This is a genomic window from Leptobacterium flavescens (assembly GCF_010671605.1).
GTDB lineage: Bacteria > Bacteroidota > Bacteroidia > Flavobacteriales > Flavobacteriaceae > Leptobacterium > Leptobacterium flavescens.
Genome location: NZ_JAABOO010000001.1, coordinates 530,459 through 556,276 on the forward strand (window position 1 = coordinate 530,459; position 25,818 = coordinate 556,276).

13 protein-coding genes are annotated in these 25,818 nt (G+C 42.0%); 2 read left to right on the forward strand and 11 right to left on the reverse strand.

From position 1 onward, the window contains the following. The first annotated feature begins 2 nt into the window (after positions 1-2). A complete protein-coding gene (locus tag GWK08_RS02450; protein ID WP_163605319.1) occupies positions 3-845 on the forward strand; it encodes an alpha/beta fold hydrolase in 843 nt (280 codons plus the stop codon). Here the strand turns inward: GWK08_RS02450 and idi are convergent. From idi to GWK08_RS02490, 8 genes are all read right to left on the reverse strand, one after another. Then, complete coding sequence (gene idi, locus GWK08_RS02455; RefSeq protein ID WP_163605320.1) at positions 831-1,352, reverse strand: isopentenyl-diphosphate Delta-isomerase; 522 nt, start codon at positions 1,350-1,352, stop codon at positions 831-833. The two genes, GWK08_RS02450 and idi, sit on opposite strands and share 15 nt — an antisense overlap. A gap of 338 nt (positions 1,353-1,690) precedes the next feature. Beyond that, entirely contained in the window at positions 1,691-2,362 is a 672-nt protein-coding gene (locus GWK08_RS02460) for a response regulator (protein WP_163605321.1), read from the reverse strand. Between the two features lie 34 nt (positions 2,363-2,396). After that, positions 2,397-4,409, reverse strand: a complete 2,013-nt coding sequence (locus tag GWK08_RS02465; RefSeq protein WP_163605322.1) for a tetratricopeptide repeat-containing sensor histidine kinase — start codon at positions 4,407-4,409, stop codon at positions 2,397-2,399. Between the two features lie 119 nt (positions 4,410-4,528). Beyond that, a complete protein-coding gene (locus tag GWK08_RS02470; RefSeq protein ID WP_163605323.1) occupies positions 4,529-4,696 on the reverse strand; it encodes a hypothetical protein in 168 nt (55 codons plus the stop codon). Between the two features lie 308 nt (positions 4,697-5,004). After that, on the reverse strand, positions 5,005-5,739 hold the full coding sequence (locus GWK08_RS02475; RefSeq protein ID WP_163605324.1) for a LytR/AlgR family response regulator transcription factor: 735 nt from the start codon (positions 5,737-5,739) through the stop codon (positions 5,005-5,007). A 229-nt stretch (positions 5,740-5,968) separates the two neighbouring features. After that, a complete protein-coding gene (locus tag GWK08_RS02480) occupies positions 5,969-7,909 on the reverse strand; it encodes an OmpA family protein (protein WP_163605325.1) in 1,941 nt (646 codons plus the stop codon). An 11-nt stretch (positions 7,910-7,920) separates the two neighbouring features. After that, positions 7,921-8,880, reverse strand: coding sequence for a PorP/SprF family type IX secretion system membrane protein (locus tag GWK08_RS02485; protein WP_163605326.1), 960 nt, complete (start codon positions 8,878-8,880; stop codon positions 7,921-7,923). 47 nt (positions 8,881-8,927) lie between these two features. Further along, positions 8,928-18,827, reverse strand: coding sequence for a DUF7507 domain-containing protein (locus GWK08_RS02490; RefSeq protein WP_163605327.1), 9,900 nt, complete (start codon positions 18,825-18,827; stop codon positions 8,928-8,930). 302 nt (positions 18,828-19,129) lie between these two features. Between GWK08_RS02490 and GWK08_RS02495 the strand changes: the two genes are divergently transcribed. Continuing rightward, complete coding sequence (locus tag GWK08_RS02495; protein WP_163605328.1) at positions 19,130-20,719, forward strand: peptide chain release factor 3; 1,590 nt, start codon at positions 19,130-19,132, stop codon at positions 20,717-20,719. Here GWK08_RS02495 and GWK08_RS02500 read toward each other — a convergent pair. The 3 genes from GWK08_RS02500 to rpoC form a co-directional block, all read right to left on the reverse strand. Further along, on the reverse strand, positions 20,716-21,036 hold the full coding sequence (locus GWK08_RS02500) for a DUF962 domain-containing protein (protein WP_163605329.1): 321 nt from the start codon (positions 21,034-21,036) through the stop codon (positions 20,716-20,718). The two genes, GWK08_RS02495 and GWK08_RS02500, sit on opposite strands and share 4 nt — an antisense overlap. 107 nt (positions 21,037-21,143) lie before the next feature. Then, a complete protein-coding gene (locus GWK08_RS02505) occupies positions 21,144-21,461 on the reverse strand; it encodes a DUF3467 domain-containing protein (RefSeq protein ID WP_163605330.1) in 318 nt (105 codons plus the stop codon). A gap of 2 nt (positions 21,462-21,463) precedes the next feature. Further along, on the reverse strand, positions 21,464-25,762 hold the full coding sequence (gene rpoC, locus GWK08_RS02510) for a DNA-directed RNA polymerase subunit beta' (RefSeq protein WP_163605331.1): 4,299 nt from the start codon (positions 25,760-25,762) through the stop codon (positions 21,464-21,466). Positions 25,763-25,818 lie beyond the last annotated feature (56 nt).

The following is a 25,818-nucleotide window of genomic DNA, read 5'->3' on the forward strand; positions in this document are numbered from 1 at the left end:
TCATGAAATACCTTTTACTCGTATTAGGTATTGTTTTTATTGTTCTCTATATACTGTTTTATCGCTTCTCTACACCAAAGAGTAATGAGAAGATCATATCTTCCTTTTCGGAGAAAAACTATACAGCTAAGATACAGTATTTGGAGTTTGATTCCAGAAAAGTGCGGATTCTTTCTTCCAAAGAAAAAATAGATCCCGATTTGCCTACCGTTTTGTTTATTCACGGGGCAATAGGTTCGCTGACAGATTTTGAAAAATATATGACCGATACAGAGCTCAATGAGAAAGCTAATCTTATTTCTTATGACCGGATCGGTTACGGGCCGCGTCAGAAGGGAGAAGTGCTCAATTCTATTGAACAGGAAACCCTGCTGGTTAAAAAGATCTCGGAAAAGCTGGGAATAACTGATATAATCCCGGTGGGTTATTCCTATGGAGGGCCCATAGCTCTTAATTACGCCATTGACAACAAGCTTGAACAGGTGGTTTTATGTGCTCCGGCACTTTACGGTTCCTATGAGATGATCCCTGCCATGATCCGTTTTTACAAATGGAGGCTTACGCGTTTTATGGTGCCTAATGTCTGGAAAAGTGCTTCCAAGGAGAAATTATATCACGCAGAGGACCTCTTACATTATGAAAACAAATGGAGTTCTGTAGATTCCAGGATCATTGACATTCATGGCAATGCAGATTGGATAGTACCTTATGATAATTCAATCAAATTGCAGAACGCAATTCCCAATAAGGAACAATTTAAACTGGTAACTATAGAAGAAGAAGGCCACGGCCTTGTGTGGAGCAGTTTTGATATTATAAGAGCTCAGCTGTTAGAATTGCTCTAAGTGTTTGTAAAAACGACTAAAAATAATCTTAAACCAGGCAGTATACAGATCCGGATTTGCTTCTATATCATCCTTAACTTCATCCAGGGGCATCCATTTCCAGGAAGCAACTTCTTCAGGGTTGATTACGGGGTCTTCATCATATCGGCCCATTAAAACATAATCGTATTCGTGTTCGGTGAGTCCGTTATCAAAAGGAGCCTTATAAATAAAGGATACCAACTCTTTAAGAGGAGCAGTAAAGCCCATTTCCTCAAATAAGCGCCTTTTCCCTGCCTCTAAGTTACTTTCTCCATCCCGTTGGTGACTGCAACAGGTATTCGTCCAAAGTCCCGGAGAATGATATTTATGCAAGGCACGTTGCTGAAGCATCAGTTCGTTCTTATCATTCAGGATAAAAACAGAGAACGCTCTGTGTAAGAGTCCCTTTTCATGAGCTTCCATCTTAGGCATCAAACCTATTTGCTTGTCATTTTCGTCAACCAGTATTACTTTTTCTTCCTCCATACGCTGAATAAAGGCGCTAAATTACAAAATAGCCAATGCAATTCATAATAAGTAAAAAGTATAAAATAAGGAGAGAGGATGATGTTAAGTACGGTTCGGCCCCGGGATCATTCTTGCGAACAATCCCAGAAACTTCACCGTTGATTGTTGGCCCCCCAACAATTAATTTTCACCTAACATTATATGAAGAATATTGTTATTCTTTCTAAAGAGCATAGAGATTGATGTTGTCTTAGCATCAATCATATATTCAAAATTATTAATAAAGTTTGAAAAAATCCTGCGTCTCTCACGCAAAATAAATACGGGTTTACCGTAGCAGATCCTTTGTTTATTACCTATACAAAGCCTCTGTTCCTGGCTTCTCTTAGCAGATCTTCATCATCTCCCTGCGAAATGCCGAACAGTCCTTTCAGATGGTTTTTACGTTTTTCAATAGCACTCAGAGACAAGCCTATATAGTTGCTCAGACTTTTAGTTTTTACCCCACGAGACAGGTGATAAAGAATTTTCATATTCTTCTCATCCAGTGAAAAATCGCTGGTGATCATTTGTCTGATATGGTTTTTTACCGTGCTGCTGTAATAAGGCGGGTTTTGCAGAACCATTTGAAAAGCAAGCAGTAATTCAGTAGAAGTGAGGTCGCTTTTTATCAGGAAACCGTCCGGGTCTATGGTTTTAAGAATATTATAGATCCTGTGGTTCTCATTATACATTGTAAGAATGATGATCTTGGCATTCGGAAGGAACTTTTTAACTCTCAGTGCCAGGTCTTCTCCGGAAGTTATGGCTTCGGTGGTAGACGGAGGCAGGTTAATATCTATAAAAACCACGTCATAGGGATTTTCCGAATTAGCAGACTGTTTAATCTCTTCAAAGGCAGAGTCGCAATCTGCCGCTGTTGAAATTTCAATAAAATAGTCCAAATCCGCCCCGAGAATGGTGTTTTTATACCCCTCAAGAATCATTGGGTGGTCGTCAATCATCAAGATGTTGAGCTTTTTTTCCATAAATCATAGTATTAATATGTCTGGGGGGCTATTGTTAAACAGTTATACTTATGTTAGTTCCTTTTCCTTTTACCGAAGTAAAACGAAGTTTTCCGTTGAGTTCTTTAATTCTGGATTTAATATTTTTCAATCCAATTCCGTTTTTCACTTTATTATCATCAAAGCCAACCCCATCGTCTGCAATATCCAATTGGATCTTCTCATCAATTTTCTGAAAGTTAACAGTTACGTTTTTGGCCCTTGCGTGTTTGTTGATATTCTGCAAAGATTCCTGGAGTATTCTGTACAGGTGAATTTTAACCTTATTAGAAACTTCTTCCCAGTTAATAAGCTTGTCTGCATTAAACTGGTACTTGACATCCTTGATCTTTGTCTGATTCGTTATCAAGTTAGTTATAACTTCCGTATATCCCAAATTTGAATCGAAAATTTCACCGTTCAGATCGTGGGAAACTTGCCTAATTTCCTGTTCTATAACCTTTAAGTCTTCCAGATATTTCGCACGTGTATCTACCGCTTCCGTATCACTTCTGTTATTCAGACTGTCCAGGCTTAGTCGGGTGCCGAACAATTTACTTAGCACTCCGTCATGTAATTCTCTTGAAACCCTTTGTTTTTCCTGTTGGCGTCCTTCTTCCAAACGTTGCTGCTGGGCGATCATGAGGTTATAGATCTCTTCATTGGACTTCTGCTGAAGCTGATCAAAACGCAATTGTTTGTTCCTGGATTTTTGTTTAAAGATAATATATACAAGGGCTCCGATTACAAAAAGAATAAGTGAAGTGATTAAGTATAATTGTTTTTGCCTTGTAATTTCTACATTTCTCTTTTCAATTTGATCTGTATCAAAACGAATTCGCGCAAACTTATTTCGAATGGCTCTTTCTGTTTTCTGAAGGCTATCGCTTATTTTAATATACTGCTGAGCATAATCCAGTGCTTTTTCCCGGTTGTCTATTTCCGAAAGCATTTTCATTGGTTTAAGTCTATCTCCATAATTACTACTTCCTAAAGCCAGTTTATTAGCTACTTCCGCATATTCAATGGCTTTAAGCGTATCTTCAGTAGACAAATAATACTCTGCTAAGTGCATATTATTTGTAATTAAACCTGCTATATCATTAAGACTATCTCGTATACTAAGAGCTTCCTTAAAACCATCAAGCAAATCTCCTTCATAATTACCCAAAAACTTTGAATATGTCAGATTATCCAGTAGTCGAGCATATTCCAGTGGAGAGAATTTTTTAATATTTTGATAGGTTAATCCCTGATTAAAATAATCAATTGCTTTATCATAGTCTCCTGATCTAATATATACTACTCCAATATTATTAAGTGAAGTTATCTCACTAGATTTATTTTTTCCAAGTTTACGATCATACTTTAAGGACTTGAGGTGATAGTTAATCGCGTCTTCATAATTTTCTAATTCATTTGAAGTAATGCCCAAATTATTATACGCTGACGCCAAATATTTATCATCATTTGATGATATCAGGTAGTTTAGTGATTCTATTGTTATCGTTTCACTTCCAATATAATCTTTTACATTTTTTTGTATGATAGCCATACTCAATAACATTCGCCCTGTATTCCTATCATCATTAATAACTCGATAGGCTTTTTCAGCTCTAGAATAAAAATGATATGCACTATCTAAATTATTTTGGATATCGTAATAACTTGCTAAATACTTTAAAGCTTTTGCTACATTTACCGAATCTTTAATTTTAGTAGATAAATTTAACCCTTCTTGACTTAATTGTTTATAATTTTCTAAGTCATCAGATAAAAAGTTAAGTATTGCTAATTGTAAAGTTGTGCAGACTTCTAATGAATCGTTACTCTGCTCTTTAGCAAGAACATAAGCCAATTTTGCGCTTTCAATTCTTTCAGATAGTGAGATCGTTTTATCTTTAGCTTTCTCCATCAGAAAAACCAAACTATCCTTTTCGTGCGATTCCTTATGCTGGCCACTCAATTGAGTCGTCGCTACAAATAGCACCATTAAAATCGTGTGTCTAATTTTAATGTATTTAATCATTATAAAGCCCATTTCAATAACCTAAAATTACTAAAATAAATGTTTTTCGGTGTTGACGAAAACAGATCAGCCTACCAAAAAATTGGTAGGCTGATCTATTTTTAATTTAGTAATGTTATTTAATCATCAGATGGATCAACTTTTTTATCTCCTTGATCACCTGTAGTGGCAGTAATATTATCATTGTTATATGCCTCTTCATCAGTGGAATCCGGTGAGCATGAAACAAATGCAGTCGTAAAGCATGCAAAGGCAAATAGCAGGCATAATTTTTTAGTTACTTTCATTTTTTCTGGTTTTAAGGTTTACAATTTAGATTTAGTTATAAGAGGGCCTGAAAAATGTTACCCAACATTTCTCTTAAAATCACGAGTTTTACTGTTTTTTAAACATCGTCTTCCGATGGTTTTACCGTAATTCTCTTTTTAGAAATTTCTGTTTGTCGTACGAGTAGTAATAGCTATCTTTCTACAATTCGAAAATACAGCCTTTGTGCCTGCTTAGCACAATTTTAAAGTCCCTATATAGTAGATAGCGGGCTTATAGAAGTAACTGACCTGATTTTAAGGGTAGATGACCGAAAAGTGAAGTTTTACTAAAATTCAATCACACTTTTTCGGTTCATGACATTCTTGATCGACTCTACATTTTTCTTGTAGGAGCGGGAGAAGGGAACCAGTTGCTCGGAAGATTTAAAAGAGCATTTAGATTTACCGAAGTGTATCCTGGAAACTCTGTTCGTATTAATGATATAACTGTTATGGATCCTCACAAAATTCTCAGGAAGGGTCTGTTCAAAATATTTAAGGGTCTTAAAGGCACTTATTTTATTTCCATTCTTCATAAAGAAATCGGTACAGTTGTTATCTGCCTTTAAGAATTCTACATCGGCAATCTCAATAAAACGGTAATCGCCGTAGGATTTAATGCAAATTGTCTCGGGGCCATCCACTTTTTTCTTTTCATAACGCAACAGAGATCTCCTGAATTCTCCAACGTTGGTGGGTTTTAAAATATAGTCGGAAACATCGTTCTTGATGGCCTGGATCGCATAGTCGGCAGTTTTGGTCAGCACAAAGATATCCGGCAGTTCTTTCAGATAATGTTTTAATTCGCCTAAAAGAGAAAAACCGCATTTATCATTGTAAATACCGGGAACCTCTACTTCAAGGAAAATGATCTTGGGCATTTGCTCAAGGATCAAATCGATAGCAGCTGCTTCGTCGGAAGCAACGCCTCTACAGTAATAGTTGGGAAAGTTTTTAAGAACGGCTCTTAAATCGTCTACTGCTTTCTCATCATCATCAATAATAACATACGAATATTTCATAACGCTTGGGGTCTTTATTAACACCCTTTTTCCTCCAGTTTAACCAGGTAAGAATGAGGGCTTAACAAATTTAAAACACTGGGTTCTAAATATTTGTTCAAGTTACTACTATAAAATATTTTTTTGATGCGGTTTTACCACAAAATAAATATGGGTTTCGTGGTGAATTAACAAAAAACACCCTCATTTTGAGGGTGTTACAGTATTTTCAATTTAAAAAAATTGTAATTTATTGAATTATCACAAATTCAGATCTTCTGTTTAACTGATGTTGTGCTGAAGAACATTGCACTCCATTTCCGCATTCATTCACCAGTTGAGTTTCTCCATATCCCTTACCTGTAATTCTGGAAAGATCTATTCCGTTCTTCACCAGATAATCTACCGTAGCCTTAGCTCTTCTTTCCGATAAACGAAGGTTGTAATCATCACTGGCTCTACTGTCTGTATGTGATCTTACATCGATCTTAAGCTGAGGATATTTCTCCATTGCAGCTATTACCTTGGCCAACTCTATTTTAGCATCATCGCGTATTCTCGATCTGTTCAGGCTAAAGTAAATGGGTTTCAGGTCCAGTATCTTAGCCAGGTCATCTCCCACATCGGCAGTTACCTCATCTTTTTCCAGTTCGAAGTTAATGGTGAGTTCCTCTTCTTCAAATGTAGCTTCTACCAGGGTTTCCTGTGTAGAATATCCGGGTTTAACCGCTCTTATAAAATGATCTCTGGTACAATCGAGGGTTACTATATATATTCCTGTATCATCCGTTACGGATCTCTCTATAATCTTATTTTCCTCGTCTATTACCAGTACTTCAACACGTGCAAGAGGTTCCGAGGTGTCCCGGTCTGTTACCGTACCTTTTACTTTTTGCCTGCATTCATTCTTTACAGGCGCTATCTCCGTTAGCCTGTAGATATCGTCACTTCCGACTCCGCCTTCCCTGTTAGAGGCAAAGAAACCTTCTCCTGTTCCGTCATTGATTATAAAGGTAAAGTCATCACTTGAGCTGTTAACCGGCTCTCCGATATTTACCACATCAAACTGGCCGTTGGAATTCGCATCGGCTCTAACTACAAAGACATCCAGGCCTCCCAGACCGGGATGACCGTCGGAAGCAAAGTAGAGGTTCCCCCTGTCGGAAACAAAAGGAAAAGTCTCTCTTCCTTCGGTATTTACCGAACTTCCAAGATTCTGAGGTTCTCCATAGGTACCATCAACATTTATAGTCACCATATAAAGATCGGATTGTCCTAAAGACCCTTCCCTGTCGGAAGCAAAGAACAATCTTCTTCCGTCCGGGCTCAAAGCCGGATGAGCAGTAGAAAAATCATCGCCGTTAAAGGGAAGTTCCGTAATATCTCTCCAGACACCATTTACGATGGTAGCCCTGTAGATCTTTAATTTATTTACACCAAGGCTGTCTCTTTTGATCTTACGCCCTACGGAGTTATTTCTCGTAAAGTAAACTGTTCTTCCGTCTTTTGTAAAAGCTGTGGTTGACTCGTGATATTTTGAATTCAGCTCCTTGGAAAACTTCCTGATCCCCTGAACCGGTCCATCAGAATCCAGCGGACCTCCGTAAAGATCGAGGAAAGGCTGGTCGTTCCAGGAGTGTTTAAACCTGGCAAAGGTACCTGTATCCCTTGCTGAAGAAAACACCAGGCTTCTTTCGTAAAAGGAAGGAGCAAAATCCGAATACTCGGAATTTGCGGGGAAGTTCTCTATCTGATATCTTCCTGACTGGAACTTAATATATTCCAGATATTCCGGTTGTTCACTGAACAACTCCGCTCTTTTATCACTTGTCTTGGAATCGCGGAACTTCTGCATCATGGCATCAGCTTCACTGTATTTCTTTATGGCTTTAAGAGACTGAGCATATCTGAAGTAGTATTCTGATTCTATTTCAGTATCTTTTAATTTATGCAGTTCACCATACCACTTGGCAGCATTGTCATAATCTGCATTAAAGTAATAGGCGTTTCCTAATTTCTTAAAGATCTCCTCCGATTTAAATCCTTTCTCTGCCACTCTTTCATAGATATCTATGGCCTTAATAAAGGAGTATTTATCGTAATTTTTATCTGCTTTGGTTATCTGACGTTCCTGTGAAAAGCCCAGAAGGGAACACAGCAGGAACATATATATAGTAGTAGTTTTTTTCATAGTCTGAGCTTTTAGAAGAATCTAGGTGAAACGAGTTTGTCAACTTTTTTGAAGAGTTCAAAACGAAGGAAAACTTCAAATGATCCATCATTGAATTGTGTTCTTCCCAATTCTGTTATCTCCCTGTCGTAGGCAAGTCCCAAAAGGAGAGAATCCGATATCTGGAAACCGAACAATCCGCTAAAGGCAGCATCCCATCTGTAAGCCGCTCCAAAAGTAAATTTGTCGTTAAACAGGAAATTAGCAGAGAGATCCACCTGAAGGGGAGCTCCCGAAACTGCTTTGGTTAAAACTGCAGGCTTAAATTTAAGGCTGCTGTTCAGGTTAAATACATAACCCGCGATCAGGTAATAATTAATACGCTCTCTCGCAATATAAGACACCGGTCTTCCGGTAGCATCTTGCAACGGAGATTCATCAAAGTGATCGGTCTCCAAAAGGTTGGGTGCCGATAGTCCCAGATAGAATTTATCTGTGTGATAATACAGTCCCAAACCTATATTCGGGGAGAATTTATTGTCAATATTATTATCGGCCACTAATTCTGTCGTAAACTGGTTTAAGCGTGTAAAATCTATATTCAACAACTGTCCTCCTGCTTTCAGTCCGAAAGACAATTTTGCTGCTTCAGAAGTCTGGATCGTATAGGAGAAAGCCACATCAAAATAGGTTTCCTGATTTACCCCATCTCCTATCTGGTCATTAACAATAGATAATCCCAGTCCAACTTTTCCCTTTCCTACCGGAGAATGAACGTTCAGGGTCTGCGTTTCAGGAGCTCCGTCCAGGCCAACCCACTGGCTCCTGTAAAGTCCTGCAAAACTTAATACTCCCCTGCTCCCTGCATAAGCCGGATTTACGCTAAGCGTATTGTATATGTATTGAGTATACTGCGCATCCTGCTGAGCTTTGGTTTCCTGAACCGTCAGTATCAACAGGAATATGATTGCTATATAGTATCTTTTCATCATTTATAAGTTGTTTTTGGGAAGGGGCTTCCCCCTCCCCTTTTCTGATATTATCTATTTATATAAAAATGACCTGCTTTGCTTTTTCTCACTCCGTTAGCTACATACTCTACCACGTAGAAATATGTACCTGCCGGTAATAATTCATCCTCACTTACGGTCGCTCTTCCTTCAGATCTACCATCGAAGAAATTATTCACCGGATTATATCCTCTGGTCTCGAATACCTGAACACCCCATCTGTTATAGATCCTAACTGTGTTATTAGGGAAGTCCTGGATATTTCCGATGATCAGTACATCGTTTGTTCCGTCACCATTCGGTGTTACCAATTCATATACCACGATGTCATCGTCTTCTTCAATCGGATCTATCGGATTATTCGGATCCAGGTAGTCCGGAACTCCGTCTCCATCAGTATCTACCGCGTCATCAGGATTTCCGTCTCCGTTTGGATCGGCGTCCTCATCTTCGGTAGGAATACCATCACCGTCATCGTCATCATCCAGGTAATCAGGATCTCCGTCTCCATCCGTATCATCAGGTCCGTTTCCGTCTCCGTCCGGATCCAGTTCTTCTTCCGTATTAACTCCGTCGCCGTCGTCGTCAATATCTCTGTAATTAACATCTTCGGTTCCGTCTGTGTCGGGCAGATCATTAGCTGGGTTATTGATCTCATCATTCACATCAAACCCATCGTCATTGTTTCCTCCTTCGAAAGCATCATCCAATCCGTCAAAATCAGCATCATTACCCGAAGCTACTGCATCGGCAACTCCATCTCCATCGGCATCGTTACCTTCAATAACATCTACTACCCCGTCATTATCACTATCATCATCCAGGTAATCGGGAAGGTCTGTTCCGTCGGTATTTACCGGATCCAAACCATCGCTGGTAGCGTTATCATAGGCATCATCCAGTCCGTCTCCGTCCGAATCGTTTCCGCTTGGCGGAATATATCCTGAAGTAGACTGCGCCTCAATATTGTCCGGAATCCCGTCATTGTCGGAATCAATATCCAGAGAATCTATAAATCCATCGTTATCACTATCTCCGTTTCCTTCCAGTACATCAAGGATACCGTCATTATCATCATCTATATCTACCTGATTCGGTATTCCGTCTCCATCCGTATCAAAAAGGATTATTGTAGGATCATCAGGATCCCCGTCGTTATCCGGATCGACATCTGTAGGATCGTTCGGATCATCAGAATCGTCTGTTGTATTCCCTGCTACAGAATCGGCGGTTACCTGTGCCGTATTCGTAAAACTGGCATTGTCGATTTCTGTTTGTGTAATTACATACTCTGCTGTTACCATAGCGGTCTCTCCAGGAGCAAGGGTTGCTATCGGAGAACCTCCCGTAATGGTAGCATTGGCATCTGTTACTATAATATTATTCAGAATAACATTTCCTGTATTAGTCACCACAAGATCGTAGGTGATCAGATCTCCAACCCTGCTATAGGTTAACCTGTTTGCTGTTTTGGTCAGTGAAACATCAGCCACTTGAGGTAATGTTGTTACTGTAGCATCATCAGGGTTACCATCGGTATCACTGTCATTATCGGTTGGATCATCCGGATCATCAGATAAACTGCTTATCGGATTCGTGAGAGGATCGGTTCCGGTTACCGTTGCGGTATTCTGGAAGCTGCCGTTCTCAATGTCTGCCTGAGTGATCACATAGGTTGCAGTGAAAGTAGTATTATCTACTGCTCCCGGTGCAAGGGTAGCTATCGGACCTCCGCTAACTGCTACCAGCGGATCGGTTACCGTTACATTAGTAAGGGTTACGTTTCCGGTATTGGTCACTGTAAATACATAACTGATCGTATCTCCTGCATCTACTCTTCCGTCACCTCCGTCATTTAAGGTATCTACCTTGGTTAAGGTGATTCCTGGTTCCTGTGGAAGTACAGTTACCGTAGCATCATCAGGGTTACCATCCGCATCACTGTCTGCATCTGTAGCATCATCCGGATCATCGGACAGGCTGCTTACCGGATTCGCGTTAGGATCGGTTCCTGTAACCGTAGCTTCATTCTGGAAACTACCGTTATCGATATCTGCCTGCGTGATCACATAAGTTGCTGTAAAGGTCGTGTTATCTACAGCTCCCGGTGCCAGACTGGCAATCGGGCCTCCGCTTACTGTTACCAACGGATCGGTTACCGTTACATTCGTAAGGGTTACATTTCCGGTATTGGTTACTGTAAACACATAACTGATCGTATCTCCTGCATCTACTCTTCCATCGCCTCCGTCATTTAAGGTATCTACTTTAGTTACTGTGATATCCGGTTCCTGAGTAATGGTGGTTACCGTAGCATCATCGGGATTACCATCGGTATCACCATCCGCATCTGTAGGATCATCCGGGTCATCAGACAGGCTGCTTACCGGATTCGCGTTAGGATCGGTTCCTGTTACCGTAGCCTCATTCTGGAAGCTACCGTTATCGATATCTGCCTGCGTGATCACATAAGTTGCTGTAAAGGTCGTGTTATCTACAGCTCCCGGTGCGAGGTTGATCGGTCCGCCACTTACGGTTACTAACGGATCGGTTACCGTTACATTCGTAAGGGTTACGTTTCCGGTATTGGTTACCGTAAACACATAGCTGATCGTATCTCCTGCATCTACTCTTCCGTCACCTCCATCATTTAAAGTATCTACTTTAGTTAATGTAATGCCTGGTTCCTGGGTAATGGTCGTTACCGTAGCATCATCAGGGTTTCCATCGGTATCGCCATCTGCATCGGTAGCATCGTCCGGATCATCAGACAGGCTGCTTACATCATTGGCATTCGGATCGGTTCCTGTTACCGTAGCCTCATTCTGGAAGCTGCCGTTATCGATATCTGCCTGAGTGATCGTATAACTCGCGGTAAAAGTAGTGTTGTCTACTGCTCCGGGTGCCAGACTGGCAATTGCTGTACCACTTACGGTTACCAGCGGGTCAGTTACTGTTACATTGGTTAATGTTACGTTTCCTGTGTTTGTGATCGTAAATACATAATTGATCGTATCTCCTGCATCTATACGTCCATCTCCACCATCATCTACTGTATCAACTTTAGTTACTGTGATATCCGGATCCTGGGTAATGGTCGTTACTGTCGGATCATCAGGATTTCCGTCTGTATCGTCATCCGCATCGGTCGGATCGTCCGGATCATCAGACAGGCTGCTTACATCATTGGCATTCGGATCGGTTCCTGTTACCGTAGCCTCATTCTGGAAACTACCGTTATCGATATCTGCCTGAGTGATCGTATAACTTGCTGTAAAAGTTGTGTTATCTACCGCTCCCGGCGCAAGACTCGCTATAGCTGTTCCGTTTACGGTTACCGACGGATCGGTTACCGCTACATTAGTTAATGTTACGTTTCCTGTGTTTGTGATCGTAAATACATAGTTAATAGTATCTCCGGCATCGACACGTCCGTCACCTCCGTCATCTACGGTATCTACTTTGGTTACCGTAATATCCGGCTCCTGAGTAATGGTCGTTACCGTAGCATCATCAGGGTTACCATCCGTATCATCATCAGCATCGGTCGGATCGTCCGGATCATCAGACAGGCTGCTTACATCATTGGCATTCGGATCGGTTCCTGTTACCGTTGCTTCATTCTCGAAACTACCGTTATCAATATCTGCCTGAGTGATCGTATAACTCGCTGTAAAAGTTGTGTTATCTGTTGCTCCAGGTGCCAGACTGGCAATTGCTGTACCGCTTACGGTTACCAACGGATCGGTTACCGCTACATTAGTTAATGTTACGTTTCCTGTATTTGTGATCGTAAATACATAGTTGATCGTATCTCCGGCATCTACACGTCCGTCACCTCCGTCATCTACGGTATCTACTTTGGTTACCGTAATATCCGGCTCCTGGGTAATGGTTGTTACCGTAGCATCATCAGGGTTCCCATCCGCATCACTATCCGCGTCGGTAGCGTCGTCCGGATCATCAGACAGACTGCTTACATCATTGGCATTCGGATCGGTTCCTGTTACCGTTGCTTCATTCTCGAAACTACCGTTATCGATATCTGCCTGAGTGATCGTATAACTCGCGGTAAAAGTAGTATTGTCTACTGCTCCGGGAGCCATTGTAGCAATTGCTGTTCCGCTTACAGTTACCAATGGATCTGTTACCTCTACATTAGTTAATGTTACGTTTCCTGTATTTGTGATCGTAAATACGTAGTTGATCGTATCTCCTGCGTCTACTCTTCCGTCACCTCCGTCATCTATAGTATCTACTTTGGTTACCGTAATATCCGGCTCCTGGGTAATAGTTGTTACCGTAGCATCATCAGGGTTACCATCCGCATCCCCATCTGCATCGGTAGCATCGTCCGGATCATCAGACAGGCTGCTTACATCATTGGCATTCGGATCGGTTCCTGTTACCGTAGCTTCATTCTCGAAACTACCGTTATCAATATCTGCCTGAGTGATCGTATAACTCGCCGTAAAGGTTGTGTTATCTGTTGCTCCTGCAGCCAGATTAGCAATCGGAGTTCCTGTTACCGTTACCAGAGGATCGGTTACCGTTACATTGGTAAGCGGAACGTTTCCTGTATTGGTTATGGTAAATACATAGTCAATGGTGTCTCCGGCATCTACTCTTCCATCACCGCCATCATCTACAGTATCTACTTTAGTTACTGTAATATTCGGGAAAATATCCTCTCTCCAGTTAGGTTCTCCTCCGGGAGAATCTGTATCCGGGAATGGGTTCGCTGCTGTTTGCCCGTTATTGGTCGGGTTATCCGCAGGATTCGCAGCCAGGTCGATAAGATCGAAATTATCATCCAATCCATCTCCATCGGCATCTGCACCTGCAGGCGTAGTATCTGCGGTTCCGTCATCATCGGTATCATATGCTTCAATGGTGTCGGATTCTCCGTCTCCATCCGAATCTGTATCTAAATAATCCGGTACGGCATCACTGTTGGTTAATGTAGCATCTGTGTTGGTCGGTGTGATTGGAGTTCCGTTTGTGTCGTAACTATCATCCACTCCGTTTCCATCCGAATCCGTATTTGAAGGAGCCACATAAGCTGCTGTTGTTTGTGCCTCTATATTATCTACAATTCCATCGTCATCGGCATCAATATCCAGATAATCTGCACCGTCTGCAACGTTAGAATCGGAATTTACCGGGCTGAAACTCACTCCGGCTCCGTCAACTCCTCCATCTTCGGCAGCATCCGGAATACCGTTGGTTCCAACAACTCCGTCAACTATTCCATCCTGATTGGCATCTGTAAGACCTGCTCCACTCTCCACAACATCATAGATCCCGTCATTATCACTGTCAAGATCCAGGTGGTTCGGTACTCCGTCTCCATCAAAATCTGAAGCAGTACATCCCCAGCTCAGATCGGAGATCAGAATAGCGATCGGATCACCACTTGCGTTCGGAACGATGTCTGTATAGGTAATTACAATACTATCTACAGGATCTACGAAATTAAAATTCACATCGGCATCCGTACTGATAGTTGCACTGTTTACAAAACCGTTCCCTTCAAATACTCCTCCGCCTGTATTATCTACAAAAGGTCCGAGGTTAAAGTTAAGCGGTACAGCATTACCGTTATAGGTTGCCGTGATTGTTACTCTTTCGGTAAAAAGGTCATAATCCAAAGTATTTAAACTCGCATCGATATCTACTATAGAGAAAGCAAGATCGGTTACTCCCTGTGAGAAATCCAGTTGATATGTAATGGTTTCTCCTCCGTCGAGTTCATTGATCCTTCCTTCAATAGCAAGACCTTCGGTCCCGTTCTGAGTTGTATAAAATGCGTTATAGTTAGCTGTGATCCCGGCTGTAATGCTACTTGTAGCAGTTACCGTAGTTCCATTAATAGTAGCTGTTGCCACATTTGGAGAACCAGGTGTCGGATCTGTTCTCGGGTCACCGGTAAATACCGCAGTATCCCAATCCAGAACAGAGCCACCTGCCGGGCAGTCTATTTCTTCCGTATCTAAAATTCCGTCATTATCATTATCACCGTCTGCTGTATCGGAGATCCCGTCCCCGTCAGAATCCGTATCAACGATCACTGTAATAATTGCAGTATCACAAAGCACGGTAGCTCCGGCTTCACAAATCCTGTAAACAATCGTATAATCTCCTGCGGGAACCCCCGGTGCAACGGTAACTTGTCCGTTAGCTACATTCAATACCACTCCGGCATTGGATGCAGGTGTTACCACTGTAAGGTCTACATTGGCCAGTGTTGCCGGGTTACCTCTTAAAAGGTCATTAGCCAGTACATTGTTTATAGCAGTCCCGCCGTTAGTTTCATTTACGGCGGTATCGTTTACATCGTTTACGGGCTGGATAGCACATACTGTAAATATTCTGCTATCGGTAACCGAAGGATCCGTACCTGTATAGCCATCAACCCCTGAGGTTACTACCCCATCGGCATCTACGGTTACAGGTGCGCTTCCGAGAATACCATCATCATCGCCATCGGTAAATCCGGCTTCCAGGACGTCACTACATCCGTCGCCGTCTGCATCTGTTTCGCGGAAATCGGGAGTCCCGTCCGGTATTTCTTCAGAATCGGCCAGTGTATAGTTTACGGTTCCGCTATTCTCATTTCCTGCTCCCTGAGCTGCATCCGGCACACCATCGGTACCAACCGCTCCGTCTACTCTTCCGTTAGTATGAGATTGTCCGTGTCCGGCTTCAACAGCATCGTAAATCCCGTCGTTATCTGTATCAAGATCAAGGAAATCAGGAACATTATCTCCGTCCGTATCTGTCGCCTCACAATCCCAGCTTACATCAGAGATCACAACCGCTGTCGGGGTTGCTGCCACTGTAGCAAGGGCATTGGTATATACAATAGTTACATTATCTACCGGTTCCTGAAAAGAAAAGATCACATCGGCAGTAGTACCCGGAGGCACACTGGATACGAATTCATTCCCCTGGAATACCCCTCCGCCAAGATCGCTTACTGCAGATCCTATAGTATAATTAAGAGGAACGGCATTTCCATTATAAGTTGCCGTTACGGTAACCTGATCGATAAAGGTTCCTGCAGTAAGGTCTATATCCACGATAGAGAAGGAAAGATTGGTTACGCCTTCTGTAAAGTCCATTTGATATGTAATGGCCTCTCCACCGTCGAGTTCATTTACCCTACCCTCCAGGAATATACCATCTGTACCGTTCAGGGTTCCGTAAAAAGCATTGTAATTTGCCGTTATTCCGGCTGTTATACTGGTAGTTATCGTTAAGTCTGTTCCATCAATCGTTGTGGTAGCCACATTCGGGCTTCCGGGAGTCGGATCTGTTCTCGGATCACCTGTAAAGGTCTCAACATCCCAGTCCAGAGTCGAACCTCCTGCACAATTCGATTCATCTGTATCGAGGATACCGTCATTATCATTGTCCTGATCGGCAGTGTTTGTAATTCCATCACCGTCCGTATCAGAATCGACAATTATTGTTATTGCAGCAGTGTTACAAAGTGCAGTTGCTCCGGCCTCACATATCTGATATACAATCCTGTATGCTCCGGCAGGTACACCTGGTGCTACGGTTACCGCTCCGGTACCTGTATTCAATACTACTCCCGGATCGGAAGCAGCTGTAATAACAGTAAGGTCTACATTTGCCAATGTTGCGGGATTCCCTCTTACAAGGTCATTAGCCAGTACATTGGTAACAGCAGTACCTCCGTTAGTCTCATTTACGGCAGCATCATTGGAGTCATCATCCGGTTCTATTAAACACGTAACAAATACGGTATCATCAGTAACTGCCGGTTGTGTTCCCGTATATCCATCCGGTGCAGAAGTAACTACACCATCCGAATCAACGGTAACAGGCGCATCACCAAGAATACCATCGTCATTATCATCTGTAAATTCGGCTTCTCTTACATCATTACATCCGTCTCCATCGGCATCTATTTCCAAATGATCCGGTATTCCATCCGGTGTAGATTCAGAATCTGCCAATGTATAATTTACGGTTCCGCTGTTTTCATTTCCTGCACCCTGAACAGCATCCGGAATACCGTCTGTTCCAACAGCTCCGTTTACTTCTCCGTTTGTATGTGCCTGTGCGTGACCGGCTTCTACAGCATCGTAGATCCCGTCATTATCGGCATCAAGGTCCAGGTGATTAGGAATTCCGTCATCATCTACATCGTAAACATCGGGTATTCCATTCCCGTCTGCATCTGTATAATCTGTGGTAGAACCATCACCAGTACCATTATCCACAGCATCTATAAAGTTAGGCGCTCCGTCTCCATCCTCATCTCCAAAAGGATCGTTCCCTCCGGTATGCTCGGCAAGGTCCAGAATACCATCGTTATCGTCATCTAAATCAACATCATCTATTATTCCGTCCCCGTCATTATCCGACGGGTCTCTCCAATCTCTGTCTCCTCCTGGAGAATCATCATCCGGGAAGGAAGCAGGAGTCTGACCGTCAATTGCTCCGGTATTAGGGTCTCCGTTTATTGAAGCTTCAGGATCTGTGGTCCCATTTCCGTTCAGATCGAAATTATCATCCAATCCGTCAAAATCAGTATCATTGCCGCTCGCCGTAGTATCGGCAATATTATCTCCGTTTGTATCATAAGCCTCAAGGCTATCGGATAATCCGTCATTATCACTATCGGAATCCAGATAATCCGGTACGGTATCTGAATTTGCAAGAGCTGCATCACTATTAGTAGGTGTAATTCCTGCATCTCCCGCACCTTCATATGCATCGTCAAGACCATCCATGTCTGCATCTACATTGGTAGGTGGTGTATAACCAGCAGTGGTCTGAGCTTCAATGTTATCTAAAATACCATCATTATCAGAATCTATATCAAAAGAGTTTGGAATCCCATCTCCGTCAAAATCGAACTGGCGTTCCACCATTCCATCATCATTTCCAATTGCTCCGTTGGTATCATCGTCATCAATAAGAATGGAAACACCGTCGCTATCTCCATCCGTACTAAGTAAAATACCGTTATTTTCAACAATATCAAGGATACCATCATCATCGTCGTCTATATCAAAACTATCATCAACCCCATCCCCGTCATAATCGAGAGGATTGGCCTGAATTTCACAACCGAAACCATCATTTTGTCCGGATGGGTTTGCATTCAGGATCCTTTCCAATGTAGTTGATGTTCCAAGTTCTACATCCAGAATTCGGTAGATACCTCCATCTCCGTTATTAAAGGAGTAGAAGTTACCATCCCTATCCTGCCAGGAAGCACCCCATGAACCTCCGGTAGAAGCATCATCCCCTACTAAAGTCAAAGCTCGTGTTGTGGTAGCTCCTGTTGTTACATTAATAATATTTAAGGTAGTTCCGCTTACCCCGAAAAGGAAATCATCCGGAGAGGAAGTTTCAAGCAATGCGTAATCTGCTGCGGCCCCTATCGCAGGGCCCGTACGGGTTGTTACCGTAGCGGCAACTGATGCCGGATAAGCTGCAATACCAGTAACATCGAAGGTTACGATATTATTTCCGTTAATAAAACCTACCAGGCCGTCCTTGGCAAAAAGTACATTATTAAAAGTAATAGCTGTTCCGGTAATTGTAATATCACCCACAACCGCAAAATTGTTTGCCGGGTCATAAACCCTTACTACCTGTCCTCCAGAAATAGCGGAGTATACAAATTGTGTGGTAGCATTATACGCCGAGTTGGAGGCTGTATTCCCCCCTGCATTGTTATCGGCAAGGGTGCCGATCATCACATACTCTTCCAAAAAAGGATTATATCGGAATACTTCAGTGACATCTCCGTTACCAATCGTCTGATAGAGCGTATTAATAACACCACATTCTATCTGCGCTTTGGTAGAAGAAGGCAACAAAAAAGTACATAATAAAAGGAAGAGTGAATAAGAGAGTCTTATTCTCCAAGTAAAATTTTTCATAGGCCTGTTATGTTTGTTTTAACATTTACGCAAAAACTGTTGGGAAGGTTTTAACATAAATGCAGTCTGTTGTTTGGACGATCTCCACAATTAACGCCCTTCTGTTAAATTGTGTTAAATCATTACGAAAATACATTCTAAACAAACTGAAACCATGAAATATGGTTGAAATACAAATGTTTTTAGACCAATGACTATTTTTGATCGATTAAGAGTCGAAATTTCGCATTTTATTAATGTCGGTCATTTTCTTTATTTCTGAAAACAAAATAGTATTTTTGGCGCCTTAAACGCAGTGTTCTATGGATTTCACACAGGAAATAGCTAAGAGAAGGACTTTTGGGATTATTTCACACCCTGACGCAGGAAAAACTACACTTACGGAAAAACTACTTCTTTTCGGTGGAGCTATCCAGGAAGCAGGTGCTGTAAAGAACAACAAGATCAAAAAGGGCGCAACCAGCGACTTTATGGAGATCGAACGCCAGAGAGGGATTTCGGTTGCTACTTCCGTACTGGCCTTTAACTATCAGGAGAAAAAGATCAATATCCTGGATACTCCCGGTCACAAAGATTTTGCCGAAGATACTTTCAGAACACTTACGGCGGTAGACAGTGTAATTGTAGTTATTGACGTAGCCAAAGGGGTTGAGGAACAAACGGAGAAACTGGTTGAAGTATGCCGGATGAGGAATATTCCGATGATCGTGTTTATCAACAAACTGGACCGTGAAGGAAAAGACGCTTTCGACCTTCTTGATGAAGTAGAGCAGAAACTGGGATTAAAAGTAACTCCCCTGAGTTTCCCCATAGGAATGGGATATGATTTTAAAGGGATCTACAATATCTGGGAAAAGAATATCAATCTGTTTAGCGGAGACAGCAAGAAAAATATAGAAGAAACCATTGCCTTTGACGATATCAATAATCCGGAACTCGATACTATTATCGGCGACAGCGCAGCCTCCGAATTAAGAGACAACCTGGAGCTGGTATATGAGGTATATCCTGAGTTTAACCGTGATTCCTATCTTGACGGAACATTACAACCGGTATTTTTCGGTTCTGCCCTGAACAATTTCGGGGTTCGTGAATTACTGGATTGTTTTATAGATATAGCACCGGCTCCGAGGGCAAAAAATGCTGAAGAGCGCCTGGTGGAACCCGAAGAAAATAAATTCAGCGGTTTTGTGTTCAAAATACACGCCAATATGGATCCCAAGCACAGGGACCGCCTGGCGTTTATTAAGATCGTATCCGGAACTTTTGAACGCAATAAACCCTATCTTCATGTAAGGAATAATAAAAAATTAAAATTCTCCAGTCCGAACGCCTTTTTTGCCGAGAAAAAGGAGATCGTCGATATCTCTTATGCCGGTGATATTGTAGGACTTCACGACACGGGGAACTTTAAGATCGGGGATACGTTAACCGAAGGAGAAAACCTTCATTTTAAGGGAATACCGAGCTTTTCTCCGGAACATTTCCGATATATTAACAATGCCGATCCAATGAAAGCCAAGCAGTTGATGAAAGGTGTGGATCAATTAATGGATGAAGGTGTCGCACAATTGTTTACCCTGGACCTTAACGGGCGAAAAATAATCGGTACCGTAGGAGCACTACAGTACGAAGTAATTCAGTACAGGCTGGAGCACGAATACGGAGCTAAATGCTCTTATGAGAATTTCCCTGTTCACAAAGCCTGCTGGGTAGAGCCCGAAGATGAAAAAAGCGAAGAATTTACCGAATTTAAAAGGGTTAAGCAGAAGTTCCTTGCCAGAGACAAGCACGGGCAATTGGTATTCCTTGCAGATTCTGCCTTTTCCATTCAGATGGCACAGCAAAAATATCCCAGCGTAAAGCTGCATTTTACTTCAGAATTCAACTAATCTTTAGCTCCGTCGAAGGATCTTTTTCCGAAAAGGATCTCGAAAAACAGCTTAAAATCTGAGATCAGGCTCCAAAGCGGGTATTTAAAGGTTGCGGGTTTATTCTTTTCAAAGAAATAATGCCCCACCCAGGCGAAACCGTAGCCTACAAGAGGGACAAATACCCATTTCCAACCTCCTCCATACCAGATAAAAAGGCCTGCCAGCACAAAAACCAGGAAGGTACCAACAAAATGAAGGGTTCTGCTTGTTTTATTCTGATGTTCGGTCAGGTAAAATTTGTAAAACTCGCCATATGTCTTAATTCTTGTTTCCATAAAATACGTATACGAATTCTAAAGATACAAAAATTGAAAGAGCCAAATACGGGCATAAAAAAAGCCCTGACAATTACTGTCAGGGCTTCTTATACATTTTAAAAAAACTACGCCTCACCTGTAGGCCCGAAATTAAGGGGGATCTGAGGTTGTTCGTAATCCTTTATCTCACCATGAGCGGACTCGAAACGATTGATGTTATCGTTCAGCGCCTTTAAAAACCTTTTGGCGTGCTGCGGAGTAAGGATAATCCTGCTCTTCACTTTAGCCTTGGGTGTTCCCGGCATCATACTGATAAAATCGACCACAAATTCAGATACAGAATGATTGATGATCGCCAGATTGGAATAAGTCCCTTCGGCTGTATTCTCATCAAGCTCAATATTGATCTGCCCTTGCTGTTTTGTATTGTCCTGATCGCTCATTATTAAAAATTAACTTCTTCTTTACCGGCCATGATCTCATCATACTCCTCTTTAGAACCTACGATAATATTATCGTATTCTCTCATACCGGTACCGGCTGGGATCTTATGACCAACAATTACATTTTCTTTTAATCCTTCAAGTGTATCCACTTTACCATTTACTGCTGCTTCGTTCAGTACTTTTGTTGTTTCCTGGAAGGAAGCTGCAGAAATAAAGGACTTGGTCTGAAGTGATGCTCTGGTAATACCCTGAAGTACCGGAGTAGCCGTTGCAGGAACTGCATCTCTAGCAATTACCAGGTTCTTATCAGATCTCTTAAGGATGGAGTTTTCGTCTCTCAATTGTCTTGAAGTAACGATCTGTCCGGCCTTAAGGCTTTCAGAATCTCCAGCGTCCTCAACCACTTTCTTACCGAAGATCTCATCATTTTCATTGATGAAGTCATCTTTATGCACCAGTTGGTTTTCAAGGAAGATGGTATCTCCTGAATCTTTGATCTCTACCTTACGCATCATCTGACGAACAACCACCTCGAAGTGCTTGTCGTTAATCTTTACACCCTGTAAACGATATACTTCCTGAACTTCATTTACCAGATACTGCTGAACTGCAGAAGGTCCCTGAATATTAAGGATATCATTAGGTGTTACAGAACCGTCCGAAAGTGGCATACCCGCTCTTACAAAGTCATTTTCCTGAACCAGGATCTGATTGGAAAGTTTTACAAGATACTTCTTGATCTCTCCTATCTTAGACTCTACAATGATCTCACGGTTACCTCTCTTGATCTTACCGAATGAAACAACTCCGTCTATTTCCGATACAACTGCCGGGTTAGATGGGTTACGCGCTTCGAATAATTCGGTTACACGTGGAAGACCTCCCGTAATATCACCTGCTTTAGCCGATTTACGTGGGATCTTAACAAGAATCTTACCTTCCTTGATCTTCTCACCGTCATTTACCATAATGTGAGCACCTACAGGCAGGTTGTACGAACGTAAAACCTCTCCTTTATTACTCTTGATCAATAAGGTTGGAATAAGCTTCTTATTTCTGGATTCTGAAATTACTTTCTCCTGGAATCCTGTTTGCTCATCGATCTCTACCTGGTAAGTTACCCCTTGCTCTATGTTCTCGTAAGCGATCTGCCCTGAGAATTCTGAGATAATTACCCCGTTATAAGGATCCCACTGACAAACTACATCTCCACTTTTAAGCTCTGCACCGTCTTTAATAAAGATGGTTGAACCATAAGGAATATTGTTTGTACTTAAAGTGATCCCGGTTTTCTTATCCATAAGCTTGATCTCTGCAGTACGTGAGATCACGATATCTGCAGGATTTCCATCTACATCTTCTCCTTTTACGGTCTTAAGTTCTTCGATCTCTGCAATACCGTCGAATTTAACCGCAAGTTTATTTTCTTCCGAAATGTTACCTGCAATACCTCCCACGTGGAATGTACGAAGGGTAAGCTGTGTACCAGGCTCTCCAATTGACTGAGCTGCAACTACACCTACTGCTTCACCTTTCTGTACCATTTTTCCGGTAGAAAGGTTACGTCCGTAACACTTGGCACAAATACCTTTTTTAGCTTCACAGGTCAATGCAGATCTTACTTCTACTGCTTCTACAGGAGAAGCATTGATTCTCTTAACTGCATCTTCGGTCACCTCTTCGCCTGCATGTACAAGAATTTCTTCGGTAAGCGGATCGTAAACATCGTGTAGTGAAACACGTCCGAGGATACGCTCTCCAAGAGATTCAACCACTTCTTCATTTTTCTTAAGGGCCTTAACTTCAATTCCTCTTAGCGTACCACAATCTTCTACATTGATGATCACATCCTGAGATACGTCAACAAGACGACGTGTTAAGTAACCTGCATCTGCCGTTTTTAATGCGGTATCCGCAAGACCTTTACGTGCACCGTGAGTAGAGATAAAGTACTCAAGGATCGAAAGTCCTTCCTTAAAGTTAGAGAGGATCGGGTTCTCGATAATCTCACCTCCACCTGCTGTAGATTTTTTCGGCTTCGCCATCAACCCACGCATACCGGTTAACTGACGGATCTGTTCTTTAGATCCCCTCGCTCCGGAGTCAAGCATCATATATACCGAGTTAAATCCTTGCTGGTCTTCACGAATTCGTTTCATAGCTAATTCCGTAAGTCCGGCATTGGTAGATGTCCAGATATCAATTACCTGATTATAACGCTCATTATTTGTAATAAGACCCATGTTATAATTCATCATAATACCATCTACCTGGTTGTTTGCTTCATCGATCATTCCCTGCTTTTCCTGAGGAATGATGATATCTCCAAGACTGAACGACAGTCCACCCTGGAATGCAAACTTATATCCCATATTCTTAATTCTGTCCAGGAATTCCGCTGTTGCGGGAACGCTGGTCACTTTAAGAATATTACCGATAATATCTCTTAGCGATTTTTTGGTAAGTACCTCATTTACATATCCCGCTTCATCCGGTACCACCTCATTAAACAGAACTCTACCCACGGTAGTTTCTATAACCTGAGGAACCAGTTCTCCAACTTCATTAAAATCTTTAGTTCTTACCTTTATTATTGCATTAAGGCCTACACGCTTCTCATTATGAGCAATGATCACCTCTTCTGAAGAATAGAAAGTAAGTCCTTCTCCTTTGATCGGGTGTTCTTTGGTAGATCTTCTTGCCTTAGTCATATAGTACAGCCCTAATACCATGTCCTGAGAAGGTACGGTAATAGGAGAACCGTTGGCCGGGTTAAGGATATTGTGAGAAGCCAGCATTAATAACTGTGCTTCAAGAATAGCCTCAGGACCAAGTGGTAAGTGCACCGCCATCTGGTCACCGTCAAAATCGGCGTTAAATGCCGTACATACCAATGGGTGTAACTGAATTGCTTTACCTTCAATAAGTTTCGGCTGGAATGCCTGAATACCCAAACGGTGAAGTGTGGGGGCACGGTTCAGAAGAACCGGATGTCCTTTTAACACATTCTCCAGGATATCCCATACCACAGGCTCTTTCTTATCTATGATCTTTTTGGCCGATTTAACCGTTTTTACAATACCTCTTTCTATCAGTTTACGGATAACGAAAGGCTTGTAAAGTTCGGCAGCCATATCTTTTGGAAGACCACACTCATACAATTTCAGTTCCGGTCCAACAACAATTACCGAACGCGCCGAGTAATCAACACGTTTACCAAGTAAGTTCTGACGGAAACGTCCCTGTTTACCTTTTAGGGAATCTGAAAGGGATTTAAGCGGTCTGTTAGATTCTGTTTTTACAGCAGAAGCTTTACGCGTGTTATCGAACAACGAGTCAACCGATTCCTGAAGCATACGCTTCTCATTACGCAAGATCACTTCAGGAGCTTTGATCTCCATCAGTCTCTTAAGTCGGTTGTTTCTGATGATCACACGACGGTAAAGGTCATTCAGGTCGGAAGTAGCAAATCTACCTCCATCAAGTGGTACTAAAGGTCTTAATTCCGGCGGGATCACAGGAACTACCTTCATGATCATCCACTCGGGTTTATTTTCCCTGTTTGTCTGAGCCTCACGGAAGGCTTCTACCACCTGAAGACGCTTTAAGGCTTCTGTTTTACGTTGTTTAGACGTTTCGTGATTAGCCTTGTGCCTCAATTCGAATGACAACTCATCAAGGTTTATTCTAGCAAGAAGGTCTATAAGACATTCTGCTCCCATTTTAGCGATGAATTTATTCGGATCTGTATCTTCCAGATATTGATTTTCTGCAGGAAGGCTGTCCAGAATATTCAAATACTCTTCTTCCGTAAGGAAATCAAGCTTGCTTAATTCTTCTCCTTCTGCATTTTTAGCGATACCCGGCTGGATAACCACATAACGCTCGTAATAGATGATCATATCGAGCTTTTTGGAAGGTAAGCCCAATAAGTATCCTATTTTATTTGGTAAAGAACGGAAGTACCAGATATGAGCTACCGGTACTACCAGGTTGATATGACCTACACGATCTCTACGTACCTTTTTCTCGGTAACTTCCACTCCACATCGGTCACAAACAATTCCTTTATAACGTATTCTCTTGTATTTTCCACAAGCACATTCGTAATCCTTTACAGGACCAAAAATACGCTCACAGAACAAACCGTCGCGCTCAGGCTTGTGCGTACGGTAGTTAATGGTTTCAGGTTTTAACACCTCTCCTCTTGAAGCTGCAAGGACAGATTCGGGAGAAGCCAAACCTATAGAGATCTTGTTAAATCTCTGAACTGTATTCTTATCTTTTGCTTTTGCCATAATATATGGTGATAACGAATTAAGTATATAAAATGATTAAAGAAGCGGAGCTTTGC

Coding starts and splice junctions, on each gene's coding strand:
- GWK08_RS02450 (WP_163605319.1), top strand. CDS start 3: ATGAAATACCTTTTACTCGTATTAGGTATTGTTTTTATTGTTCTCTAT.
- idi (WP_163605320.1), bottom strand. CDS start 1,352: ATGGAGGAAGAAAAAGTAATACTGGTTGACGAAAATGACAAGCAAATA.
- GWK08_RS02460 (WP_163605321.1), bottom strand. CDS start 2,362: ATGGAAAAAAAGCTCAACATCTTGATGATTGACGACCACCCAATGATT.
- GWK08_RS02465 (WP_163605322.1), bottom strand. CDS start 4,409: ATGATTAAATACATTAAAATTAGACACACGATTTTAATGGTGCTATTT.
- GWK08_RS02470 (WP_163605323.1), bottom strand. CDS start 4,696: ATGAAAGTAACTAAAAAATTATGCCTGCTATTTGCCTTTGCATGCTTT.
- GWK08_RS02475 (WP_163605324.1), bottom strand. CDS start 5,739: ATGAAATATTCGTATGTTATTATTGATGATGATGAGAAAGCAGTAGAC.
- GWK08_RS02480 (WP_163605325.1), bottom strand. CDS start 7,909: ATGAAAAAAACTACTACTATATATATGTTCCTGCTGTGTTCCCTTCTG.
- GWK08_RS02485 (WP_163605326.1), bottom strand. CDS start 8,880: ATGATGAAAAGATACTATATAGCAATCATATTCCTGTTGATACTGACG.
- GWK08_RS02490 (WP_163605327.1), bottom strand. CDS start 18,827: ATGAAAAATTTTACTTGGAGAATAAGACTCTCTTATTCACTCTTCCTT.
- GWK08_RS02495 (WP_163605328.1), top strand. CDS start 19,130: ATGGATTTCACACAGGAAATAGCTAAGAGAAGGACTTTTGGGATTATT.
- GWK08_RS02500 (WP_163605329.1), bottom strand. CDS start 21,036: ATGGAAACAAGAATTAAGACATATGGCGAGTTTTACAAATTTTACCTG.
- GWK08_RS02505 (WP_163605330.1), bottom strand. CDS start 21,461: ATGAGCGATCAGGACAATACAAAACAGCAAGGGCAGATCAATATTGAG.
- rpoC (WP_163605331.1), bottom strand. CDS start 25,762: ATGGCAAAAGCAAAAGATAAGAATACAGTTCAGAGATTTAACAAGATC.